The organism is Kitasatospora sp. MAP5-34, assembly GCF_029894335.1.
Taxonomy (GTDB): Bacteria; Actinomycetota; Actinomycetes; order Streptomycetales; family Streptomycetaceae; genus Kitasatospora.
The window spans coordinates 115,396-127,119 of record NZ_JARXZC010000020.1; the positions used below are offsets into that span (position 1 = coordinate 115,396).

Annotated in this window: 3 protein-coding genes; 1 reads left to right on the forward strand and 2 read right to left on the reverse strand. The window is 70.6% G+C overall.

The window, feature by feature from the left end:
- Nucleotides 1-16: 16 nt before the first annotated feature.
- Nucleotides 17-319 (reverse strand): hypothetical protein, encoded by a 303-nt coding sequence (locus tag P3T29_RS18300; protein ID WP_280717570.1) that lies wholly within the window; start codon nucleotides 317-319, stop codon nucleotides 17-19.
- Nucleotides 320-565: 246 nt separating this feature from the next.
- Between P3T29_RS18300 and P3T29_RS18305 the strand changes: the two genes are divergently transcribed.
- Nucleotides 566-1,627 carry a mechanosensitive ion channel domain-containing protein gene (locus P3T29_RS18305; RefSeq protein WP_280717571.1) on the forward strand — a complete coding sequence of 354 codons (1,062 nt, stop codon included), beginning with the start codon at nucleotides 566-568 and terminating at the stop codon, nucleotides 1,625-1,627.
- A gap of 28 nt (nucleotides 1,628-1,655) precedes the next feature.
- On the opposite strand, the gene P3T29_RS18310 is transcribed toward P3T29_RS18305, so the two are convergent.
- Nucleotides 1,656-11,345 carry a toxin glutamine deamidase domain-containing protein gene (locus P3T29_RS18310; RefSeq protein WP_280717573.1) on the reverse strand — a complete coding sequence of 3,230 codons (9,690 nt, stop codon included), beginning with the start codon at nucleotides 11,343-11,345 and terminating at the stop codon, nucleotides 1,656-1,658.
- Nucleotides 11,346-11,724 lie beyond the last annotated feature (379 nt).

Sequence of the window (11,724 nt, forward strand, 5' to 3'; positions counted from 1 at the left end):
GCGTACCTCCAGGCGCTCAGCCGGCGGTGATCGTGAAGTTGCTCCCGTTGCGCGGGCCGAGCCGGGCCGTCAGGCGTACGACGGCGGTCGAGCCGTCGACGGTGATCTCCGTCCGCCCGATCCCCAGCCGGGCGGCCCGCTGCCCGCGATAGCGGAAGTAGACGCTGATCCGGTGCGGGCCGGTCCCGACCGGCAGTTCGGTCGCACCCCAGGCCGTCACGGTCTCGGACCCGTCGAGCTCGATCACCGGCCTGGTGAAAGCGCGGTGAAACGGCAGTGCGATCAGCGACGGACGGATGTCGACAATCAGCTTCGCCATGGTTTCTGACACATCCTCAAGCATTCCACTCCCCCGGGACACCCCGCACAGGGATCTTCGATCATCAGTTCGGCCAAGATCCAACCTAGCAGCGCTGACGATGCGTCACCCTTGCGCCCCCGCAAGCCGATCGCAAAGATCGCGCCAACAGCGACGCCGAGGTGGAAGTGACGATCATTCAGCCGACCGGCCATCACCAGGGTCTCGCTACCGCCCGGCAGCCGGAGTCCGGCAAATCTGCGCGATATGGTGCAAAAGACCCCGGAGTCGATCCCGTCGAGGTGCCCCGTGCTCTGGCCGCTGTTCACGCTCCTCGCCGTCGCCGCAGCGACCCTGCTGGTCGGCTGGACGGTGGACCAGACCCTGCAACGGGTCGCGGCCCGGCATCCCGACGTACCGGTCTGGCCGCTGCTGCGGCGCTGCCGGGTCCCGTTGCAGCTGGTGGTGTCGACGGGGTTGCTGCTCGGCCTGCGCCCGCTGGAGCGGCTGCTCGACCTGCACGGCGACACGCTCCGGCACGGCCTGCTGCTGGTGCTGATCGCGAGCCTGGGCTGGCTGACCGTCAGGGTCGTCGCGGCGGGGATCGAAGCGGGCTTCAGGCGGTACGAGACGACAGCAGGCGACCCGGCCAGGGTGCAGCGGGTGCGGACGCAGGTCGGGATGCTGCGGCGAGTGGTCAGCGCGGTGATCGCGGTGGTCACGGTGGCCGTGATGCTGCTGACCTTCGCGGCGATGCGAGCCATCGGCGCCAGCCTGCTCGCCTCGGCCGGACTGCTCACCGTGGTGGCCGGTATCGCCGCCCAGTCCACCCTCGGGAACTTCTTTGCCGGTCTGCAGATCGCCTTCGGCGACACCGTCCGGATCGGTGACACCGTGGTGGTCGAGGGCCAGCAGGGCACGGTCGAAGAGATCACCCTCGCCTACCTGGTGGTACGCCTGTGGGACTACCGCCGCCTGATCCTGCCGGTCTCGTACTTCGTCAGCAGGCCCTTCGAGAACTGGACCCGCAAACACCCCGGCCTGCTCGCCTGGGTGGTCCTGCACCTCGACCACACCACCCCCGTCGACCAGCTCCGCGCCGCCCTGCACGAGCAGCTCCGGGCCACCCCGCTCTGGGACGGCGACGAGTGGTCGCTCGTCGTCACCGACACCACCCCGACCACCCTGGTGGTCCGGGCCGCCATGACGGCCCGGACCACCGACGACGCGGCGGCGCTGCGCTTCGCCGTCCGCGAGCACCTGATCGCCTACCTGCGCGACGAGCACCCGTACGCACTACCGCGCGTGCGTACGGGTGAGGCCCGCTGAGGGGCTGTGGGCGAGCCGGCTGCCGGTCCTACCAGGGCTGGTCCGGGTGGCCGGCCGCCCAGGAGTTCCTGACCTCGTCGAGCGTGATCACCTGCCCACGGCTCACGTTCGCCGCTCCCTGGTAGTAGAAGGCGAGCCGCTCCAGGGCGTGCGCCGCGTCCTGCGGCCGGTCGGACGCCTGCACCTGGCCCAGGAGCTGGTGGAGCTCGCCGGCCATGTCCGGCGCCGCCTTCTCGGTGCCGAAGTGGCCGACGGTGTACTCGTCGCGGACGCCCCCCGGCCCGGCCCAGACCTGGGCGACGGCCGCCTGGCCGTCGGCTCCGAAGGCCGTGTTCAGACCGCCCTCCCACCGCAGCGGGCCCTCGAGGTAGAGCACCGACGCCTGCCACGGGAGCGGGTTGGCCCGCCCGGTGGTGCGGACCACGCCGAAGTTCTTGTTGTTGAAGGTCTGCGCGGCAACCAGGTTGACGGCCTCGGCGTCGACCGTCCCGAGCCGCCCGGCGAGGTGCTGCCAGCCCTGGTAGGCCATCCCCAGCTCAGCCGGGCTCATCTTGAACGCGGCGGCCCCGTCGAAGTGGCTGGCGAGCACCCGGGGCGGATTCGGGCCGTCCACGAACGGCAGCTCGCCACCGGCAGTGGCCTTCCCCTGGATCGGGTCGGCGAAGGACGTCTGGGGCATCAACTGGTGGATGGCCACGAACTTCTCCACCGCACCCCCCATCGCCCCGGCCCAGTCGTGCGGCGCTTGCGGCAGCTGCTGGATCTGCGCCCGCAGATCCAGCAGCTGCCCAGCCTGCGGGTGGCCGTCCGGCAGGGTGCCACCCATCCGGTTGATCTGGTCCGTCAGCCAACCGGAGAGCTCCGCCCTCGGCTGGCCCTCGAACGACTGCAAGGCCTGCTTGAACATCGACCAGGACGCCGTGTGGGACTCCTGGTTGGGCGCGAACTGCGTCGGCGGCCGGTCGTCGGCCAGCGCCATGGGGCCTAGCGTGTCCCCGTTCCCGCCCAACGTGACGTGCGCGACGTAGCCGTCGTGCCCGCCGTACAGCGCCGTCAGCTCCTGGCGGAGCGCCAACGGCGCCACCGTGGTCGGGGCCACATCCACTTGGTGGCCGATCCGCGCCGACAGCTGCTGGACGAACTCGGGCTCGTGCCGCTGCATGTACTCGGGGTAGGCCCGCCGCATGCTCCGCACCAGGTGGTCGGCAGACTGCCTCACCCCTTCCGGCGACAGCGAGGCCCCTGCCCGCGCGTCGAACATCTTGTCCAGGACCTCCTTCATGGCCGGCCGGCCCGGGTGGTCGGGCAGGTGCGGTGCCGCGATGATGGCGCTCTGGTAGTCGCTCAGGTTCTTCAGCATCGCCGCCTCACCGTGGCCGTCCGCCGATCCCACGTTGTACGTGGCGAACGAGGTCAGTTGGGACAGCTCGACGTACCCGGACACCCGCTCGGCGACGAGGTGCTGCCACTCCTGCGGCGAGAGGTGACCCGGGTCGGCCAGCGGCTGCAGCCGGGCCACCAGCTCGTTCCACCGCGCCATGACCCTCGGGTTCGAGGCCTGCTGCTGGGGCGGGAAGTTCTGCAGGTGCGCGATCTCCGGCTCCAGATCGTTCAGCACCTCCCTGACGGTACGGCCTGCCATCCCCGCGATGGCCCGGCGCTGGAGCGCCCAGGGCACGGTGTGGGACTTCTGCTTCGGCTCGAACCGCGTCATCGGACGGTCGTCGGCAACCCGGACAGCCTCCAATCGGACCTGGTCGGCGTTGACCGGCCCGACCAGCCCGTCCTGGACCCGGACCCGGGTCGACGCCGACAGCGGGGCCCCGAACTCGGGCGCGTCCTTACCGAACATGGCCGGGTCGTGGACGCCGCCCGGGACGCCGTGCCCTTGCGGGTCGGTGGTGGCCGCCCAGACGTGGTCGCTGTTGCCGAAGCGTGGGGGGATCGGCTGCTCGTGGACGGTCTTGATCGAACCGGTGGAGGGGTCGGCCCAGCGCAGGACGCCGTCCTGACCGTGGATCAGGGCGAGGGCGTGGCCCTCCTGGCCCTGCTTGCCGAGCAGGACGGTGGAGAAGGTGCCCGGACCGCCCTCGTGGACCTGCTTGATCACGGCCTCGATGCCCTGCTTGCCGTCGCCGAAGGAGCGCGGGGACTCCGAACGCTTCAGCAGGGTCCAGGCGGCATCGGCCTCCGGACGGCCCGTCAGCGGGATGTCGGACGGACGCGGCTTCCCGTAGTGGGTGTCCCGCAGGGCCTCCGCGGCCTCCAGGCAGCTGTGCAGACTGCTGCCGTCGGCGGCCCCCTCGTGCGGGTTGACGGCCTTGAGCAGCTTCTCGGTCAGCTCCGGGTAGGGCTGCCTACCGGTGAGCTGCTCGATCTCCTGCTTCTGCTTGTCCGTGGGCGGCTTGAGGCCCCGGGCCTCGCGGACCGCCAAGGTGTCCTCATACGCCCTGATGCGCGAGAACTTGGCCTCCGACTCACCGTGCGCGTTGCGCCCACGGCCGCCCTCCTCCAGGCGCGACGTCTTCTGCTCCGTCGGCTCGTCGTCGCCTGCCTTGCGCTTGAGGTTCCGCTGCTCGGGCGCGGGACGCGGCGTCCCGTGCTCGGTGCTCTCGGGGCGCACCGGGCCGAACCGCAGCTCCTGGCTCGGCGGCGGAGGTGCGGGCTGGTCCTCCGGCCGGGGGCGGTTCTCCTCCGGGCGGATCTCCCCCGGGCGGCTCGGCGGCGGGGGCGAGGACAGGTCGTCTCCGCCCGGGTGGGTGGCGTCGAGGTGGATCTCCTCGTCGAGGCTCCTGCCCTTGTCCACCGAGTCGACGGGCTCGCTGCCCGTCGGCCGGGCCTTCGGCGGCGGCGGGGGAACGTCGCGGCGCGGGGTGCTCGCGGGCGGGGGTGGCGGCGGGGTGGACGAAGGCCGGGCGACCTGGGGACGCTTGGAGTCCTGGACGGCCTCCTCGTCGACGCTGGTCATCGAGACGTCCGACAGCGTCCGCTTGAGCGGGCCGGGGGCTCCGCCGGGCTGGGTCGAGTCGACCTCCATCGGGGTCGCCGTATCCGTACGCGGCGGCCCGTTGGGGTTGAGGCGGTCCACGACATCCTGGTGGAGCGGGGTGTCCGAAGCCTTGGCGTCGAGGTTCCCGGAGGAGGACACCGGAATCCGGCCGTGCAACGGCGGCTCAGCGGGGTGCTGAGCCGACGGCGACGGATCGAGTGACATGGCCGAGGAGTCCGTCGAAGGCGGTGGCGTCGTGTCCTTCGCGTGGTCCGGCAACGGGACGTCGAAAAGCTCGCGGAGGTACGCCACCCGGTCGCGGGTGCTGGTGACGTCGTGCAGGTCCTGCTGCGTCTTGGGCCGCATCATCTCCCGCAGCGAGACCGGCGCCAGTCCGGCTCGCTCGAGGATGCCGAGGCTGTCGATCACGGCAGCGGTGTGCGGGGTGTTGAGAACCTCCGGCGGCAGCTGTCCATGGGCCACCGCCGTGAGGAGATCGGGATCCCGGGTGATGTGCGGGTCGAGCAAGTTGCTGATCCACTGATTTGCTTCGTCGTTACCGAAGCGCAGGTTGGACGTGCTGTTGGACAGCCTCTCGGTGATCTCCGAGATCAGGTCCGGGAGTTGGGACGCCTTGGTCTTCTTGTCGAGTGCCTCCGCGAAGAGCGCGTCCGGGTGCAGTTCTCCCGGGCCGGCGTGCGCGTAGGCGCCGCCGTACTGTCCGCTGATCGTCTCCAGGTGCTCAGTAGCCCGATCCGCCAACTCCTGTTCCGTCGGCGCGACCGCACCGTCGACCGGGTTCGCCTTCTGGGCGTCGTCGAAGCTCTTCCGCGCAGCCTCGAGGTGCTCCTGAGCGGTCCTGTCGGCGGTGGCGATCTCGGCGTCGTGCAGTCGGCCCCGCTCCGCGCCGAGGCGGTCGGAGATAGCCTTGAAATCCCCGGGTGCGGGCCGTGGGCCATTGGGGTCACGAAGCGCCTGCGCCTGGTCGGCAAGCTGCTTGCTCAGGCCGGTGTCAGGATGGCCCGCCTGACGGAAGGTGTCCGACAGGTTGGCCAATTGGTCGGCAAGCGCCTTGCGGTCATCCGGGTGGCTCAGGTCCAGGCCCCCCTCCTGACCCCGCGTCAGCGTCGCGACGGCGTCGTCGATACTGCGGCCCCCGGTCAGTCCGTTGACCAACGCGAGATCCGCAAGCCCCTTCTCCTTGACGGCCTCGTGCAGCTTGGCGAACTCCTCCTTGACGGTGTTGAGGTCGGCACCGCCGGAGCTGAACTTGTCGACCGCCTGGCCGACCTGGTCAAGGTGCTCCCCGACCCGGTCGCCGAACTTCTGCGGGTCGAGCTGCTCACGCAGCGTCTCGAGCGAGGCGCGCGCGGAAGCCGCATCGGTCACCTCGTGGGCCGCCTCAAGGCTCGGGCCCAGCTCGTGATCCCCGTAGAGGGTACCGAAGTCGGGCTCGCCGTTCCTCAGCTGATCAAGGTCTCGGCGGAGCAGCGCGCTGGACTCCTCCGTCCGGAACAGCCTGGCCGCACCCTGACCGTCGTACTCCGGATTCTTCTTGTCGCTGACCAACACCCGGTGAGCGTCAGGGGCAACGACGGACGTGAACTCGCTGAAGGAACCGAGTGCTTCCTTGCGTCCCGCGTCGTCCAGCGAGCGGGCCTTGAAGACTGCGGACACCACGTACTTGTGCAGCATGGTGTCGGCAATGATGTGGTTGCGGTTCACATCGGCGGCGCTCACACGAAGCTTGCCGTCCGGGCTCTCGAGCCAGGCCTGACGGACAGCCTCAGCGTGCGGGTCGGTGCGCAGCGGCCCCGACTCCAGGTCGGCGAAGTGCTCCTCGTAGACCTCGTGCACCCGGCTGCGCCAGTCGGCGGGGATGGCTTCGGCCTTCCGCTTGAGCTCGCCCTCCGGCAGGTCCTTGGCCCGGCTGAGCACGTCGAGGAGCAGCCCCTTGCGCTGCTCGTGCTGCGCCAGCAGAGCGTAGCTGTCGTCGTCGGACAGGGAGTCCCTGCCGTAGTCCTTCAGCTTGGAGAGCTGGGTCCTGAACTCGTCGTTGTCACCAAGGTGGTCCTTGACCGCGTCGAGGCTCTTGCCCTTGGCCACCGAGGCGACGGGCTTGCTGCCCTTGCTGCCTGTCGGCTTGGCCTTCGGGGGCGGCGGCGGAACATCGCGCCGCGCGGAACTCGCGCGCGGCGGCGGGGGAACATCGCGGCGCGGGGTGCTCGCGGGCGGGGGCGGCGGCGGGCTGGCGGTGACGTTGAGTTTCTTGAAGTCCGGCAGGGACAGGTCGTCGTCACTGGCCATCGAGACGTCCGAGAGGTTGCGCTTGAGCGCCCCGGGGCCGCCGGTGGGCGGGGCCGGGTCGACCTCCATCGACTCGTCGTCCGACTCGTGCGGCGCCGAGTCGACCTCCATCGAGGACGGCGGGTCGACGTGCGGCGGTCCGTCCGGGTTGAGGGCGTCCACCCGGTCCTGCGGGAGCGGGTTGGGGTCGGGGCGGTTTTTGATCTCTCCCGAGGACGAGACCGGGATCTTGCCGTAGACGGGGGTGGTGGTGTCGGTCGGGTCCGGAACGCCGTGCTGTTTCCTGACGTCCTTTGAGCGGTCCGCAGTGCTCGGGTCGATGTGCAGGTCCTGATGGGTCTGCGGAGCCATCATTTCGCCCAGCTCCTTGGGGACGAGCTTGGCGTCCTCCAGGACTGACAGGCCGCGCAGCACCTCCCTGGTGTGCGGCGTGTACAGGACCTCGGGCGGCAACTGCTCGTGCGCGACCGCCGTGAGCAGCTCCTCGTCGTGGGTCATGTGCGGATCCAGGAAGTTCTGAATCCACTGGTTGCTCTCCTTGTCGCCCATCCGCAGGTTGGACGTGCTGTTCGAGAGCATCGTGGTGATCTCGGCGATCCTCGCGGGGACCTCGGCGGCCGGAGCCTTGAGCGCCTCCTCGAACAGGGTGGCCGGGTGCTTGGCACCCGGACGCGAGCGGGCGAACGCCCCGCCGTACTGGGCACCGACGAGGTCGTGATCAGCCAGAGCGCGTCCCCTGTCGATCGCCTCCTGCCTGGCCTTCTCCGTCGGAGCAGGGTGCGTCGGCAGCTTGGCCAACTCCTGGTTGACCCGGTCGAGCGTCGCTGTGCTCGCGGCCTCCTCCGCCCGTGCGTCCCCAGGCTTGCTCCGGGTGTTCTCCAGCGCCTTGTCTGCCTTGTCGGCCGTCGTCTTCCGCTTTTTCGCGTCCTCGGTCGCCGTCTTGGCCTCCGCGGCCGCGTCGTCCTTGGCCGTCGCCTTCGCGGCGTCCGTCGGTGCCTTGGCCGCCGCATCGGCAGCCGCACGCGCATCAGCCTTGGCCTGCAGCTCCTTGGCTCGCGCGGTGTCCAGCGCGGCGTGGGCGGTCTTGGCCGCAGTCTGCGCCTTCGTCCAGTCGGCGTCGGCCTTCGCCACCTTGCCGGGGGCATCGGCCACGGCCTTCTGCAGGTCCGCGAGGGCGACCTTCTTCGGCGGCTTGGCCGTGTCGTTCAGGTCCGTAGCCTGCTTGAGTTCAGCCTGGTGGAGGCCGTCGCGCTGCGGCGCGAGGGTATCGGCGAGCTTCCGGAACGTCTCCGGCCCGGGCACCGGCCCGCCACGCAGCTGCTTGGCGTGGTCGGCCAGGGACGCCGCCATGACCGGATCGTGCCCGACCCGCTTGTAAGTGTCCGAGAGGCTGTCGAGCCGCTTGGCGAGCACCTCACGGGTCTGAGGGTCGCTCAGGTGGTTCTGGTGCACGTTCGGGAGCACACTGGTGAGCTCGTCCACCTGGTGGCGGCCGGTGACCCCGTTGGTGACCGCGAGGTCGTCCAGCGCCTTGGCGTGGACCGCCTGCCGCAGATCGTCGAAGCCCTTGTGCACGCCGGTGAGGTCGGCTCCGGGCTTCAGGCCGTCGATCGCCGCGCCGAGACGATCGAGGTGTTCCTTGACCGGGCCGTCGTGCCCGATCGGGCCGAGGCCGTCACGCAGCTCGGTCAGGCTCTTCTGGGCGGACGCGGCATCGGACACGCTCTTGGCGTTCTCGAGCTTCACGGGCAGGTCCGGAGCGCCGTACAGGGTTCCGAGGTCGGGCTCCCCCTTCTTCAGCTGCTCAAGATCGCTCTTGGTCAGGAGGTCCAAGCCATGTCCGGAGTTCAGCCGTTCTTCGGCGGCCCGCCCGGGTGCGTCCAGCACACGGTGGCTGTCCGGCGTGATGGTCTTGCTGAACTCGCCGAACGCCTGTGAAGCTCCGAGCCTGCCCACGTCGTCCAGGGTGCGGGCCTTGAAGACAGCGGCCGTCATGTACTTGTGCAGCATCGTGTCGGCGACGATGTGGTTCCGGTTGACCTTCGGCTGGTCCAGCTTGGCCGGCTTCTTACCGCCACGCGTGTCTTCCACGAGCTCCGTGTGCGGATCGCTCCGCAGTCGGCCCCCGGGGGAGTCGGCGAAGAGCTTCTTGTAGAGGACGTTGACCGGGTCATTCGTGCCGGTCGTCTCCTTCTTGCCCCTGAAATTCGGGGGAATCGCGTCAGCCGTGTCCCGGAGAGTCGACAAGCGATCGCTCTTCTCCTGGAGCACGGCCACCTCCTCGGTCTTCACCCGGAGGCTTTCGGCCAACCCCGGGTCGGCGCCGACCCTGGACTCCAGATCGGCCTTGGACAACAGGGCATCGTGCAGGTCGGACGCTGCCTTGGCCGCGTCCACGTGCAGCTTCGGCGCCTCCCGCTGGAGCAGTTCCAGCGTCTGCACCTTGTGTGCGCGGTGCTCATCGAGCATCGCGTAGGTGTCCCGGTCGATGAGATCGGCGCGGTTGTACTTCTCCAGCTCCGGGAGCTGAGCGGCGAACTCACCGGACTTGCCGCCGAGGAACCCGTCGATGGCATCGAACGCATGCTTCGCCGCGACGTTGTGCACGAACTCGCCGTTGGCCCGGGCCTCGGCCGGGGTCTTCGGCGCGCTGGGAGCCGCCTTGGGCGGCGGGGACGGCAGGTCCGACCGGTCGTCGTGCGGCGGCGTCTCGGGGTGCGGGGTCTCGGGGTGCGGCTGCTCGGGCTGGGCGTCCGGGTGGGGTTCTTCCGAGTGGGGCTCGTGGGTGTCGCCGCCCATGAGGTCGCGGAAGGCCGCGTAGACGCTGTCCTCCTCCTTGACCCGGTCGACGGGGTTGGACTGCTCGGGGTGCAGGGCGGCCGGGTCCTTGCCGTACAGCTTCTCCAGGACCGGGAGCAGCTCGGGGTCGTGGGCCCGTACCCAGTCGGCGCCGTTGTTGCGGGGGTGGCCGGTGTACGGGTCGATGCCGTGGTTGGTACCGAGGTAGGTGTTGGTCGCCTGGGCGAAGTACTCGAGCTCGTCGCGGGAGCTGTAGTTGTCCACCGGGGTGCCGCCGTCGGCGGAGCCCTTGCGGGGGCCGTCGGGCCAGTGGGCGGCGGGGTCGGCGAGCTTCTTGTTGAACAAGTCGGTGATGGTCTGCCGGTGCTCTGGGGAGAGCGCGTTCAGGTGGATGGTGTGCGCGAACTCGTGGGTGGTCGTCGAGTAGCCGTCGTGGTAGTGCTCGTCGGCGCCGATGGTGGTGGTGACGCCCCGGAGGTTCTCCTCCGTGATGGCGGTGTGCAGACCGCCGGAGCCACGGGCGTCGTCGAGCCCACGGCCCTCGCCGGAGGCGCCGCCGAAGTGGTCGCCCTTGTACTCCTTGAGCGGGCCCACGTCCGTCATCTCGACGTCCCTGGGGATCACGTGCACCGAGGCGCCGGCCTTGAGCAGGGCGGCGGCGGTGTCCGGGTCCTGCAGCATGCGCTCGATCTCGTCGTGCGCAGTGCCGCGCGAGGTCACCGGCAGCTCGGCGCGCGGGTCCACCTCCACCAGGAGGTGAGCCGCCGTACGGGCGAACTCCTTCGGCGGCAGGGTGTCCTTGAGCTTGTCCACGAACGCGTGGTCGCCCGCGAGTTGGCGGCGGCCCTCCGGCGTCAGGCTCAGCAGGGTGTTCTGCCGGTCCTTCGCCGACATGCCCGGCAGATCGTGGACCAACTGCTCCGGGGTGCGCTCGGTCGAGGGGTGCTCCGGGCTGTACACCGTGGGCGCGTGCTCGGTACGGCCACCGGGGATGCGCGGACCGGGCTCGGGCCGGGTCCTGGGAGTGCCCCCGGGACGGGACTTGATCGGGCCTGGCGTGAACGGCTTTGCGGAGTCCGGCCGTTGTCCGGCCGGACGGTCCGTCGGCGTGGTCGGACGCGGCGTGGAGCTGCTGTGCGGGGTGGGCGCGGAGTGCGGCGCCGATCCACCGGGCATGTGCGGCATCGCGCCCATCTGCGGCGGAACGGCCCCGCCGTTCGCCGGGGCGTCGGTACCGGGCGGGGTCACTGCGGCGTCGTCCGGCGAGCCGGGCGCGCGGTCGGCGGACGCCGGGCGGGTCGGGGACGGACCGCTCGCGAGACGGGTGCCGTCGAGGTGGGTGGTGTTCCCGAGACCGGCCAGGTGAGTGTCGGCCATCGGGGCGGCGCCACCGGAGTGGTCACCGGTCGAAGCCAGGCCCGGCGAGACGTGGCCCGCCGCCGGAGCGGGCGCGTCGGCCCCGCCGAACGCCGGCTCGGACGGAGCGGGACGGCCGTCCGAGGCAGCCTGCTGCGGCTCGAGCGGCGTGCCCTCACGGGGCGAAGCAGCGGCCACCGGCTGCTGCTCGTGGGCGGGTACAGCCTCGGTCTGGTGGGTCGGCGCCTCGCCGATGTGCTCAGACATGGGCGTCAAGCCCTCCGTCTGATGGGTCGGCGCCTCGCGGAGCGGCTCGGACGTGGGCGTGAACGCCTCCGTCTGATGGGTCGGCGCCTCGCCGACGTGCTCAGACATGGGCGTCAAGCCCTCCGTCTGATGGGTCGGCGCCTCGCCGACCCGGGCTTCCGCTGCGGGCCGGAATGCCTCGCCGAGGGGTCCCTCGTGGGCGGGAATCGCCTCACCATCGCGAAGCGGCACACCCTGGCCCGAAGAATCCGGCCGCGACGTCTCACCAAACGGCACCTCGTGCCCGGGAATCGCCTCACCATCGCGAAGCGGCACACCCTGGCCCGAAGAATCCGGCCGCGACGTCTCACCAAACGGCACCTCGTGCCCGGGAATCGCC

Excerpts from the sequence above, each read along its gene's own strand:
- P3T29_RS18310 (WP_280717573.1), bottom strand. The coding sequence starts at position 11,345 with ATGTCTGAGCACATCGGCGAGGCGCCGACCCACCAGACCGAGGCTGTA.
- P3T29_RS18300 (WP_280717570.1), bottom strand. The coding sequence starts at position 319 with ATGGCGAAGCTGATTGTCGACATCCGTCCGTCGCTGATCGCACTGCCG.
- P3T29_RS18305 (WP_280717571.1), top strand. The coding sequence starts at position 566 with ATGGTGCAAAAGACCCCGGAGTCGATCCCGTCGAGGTGCCCCGTGCTC.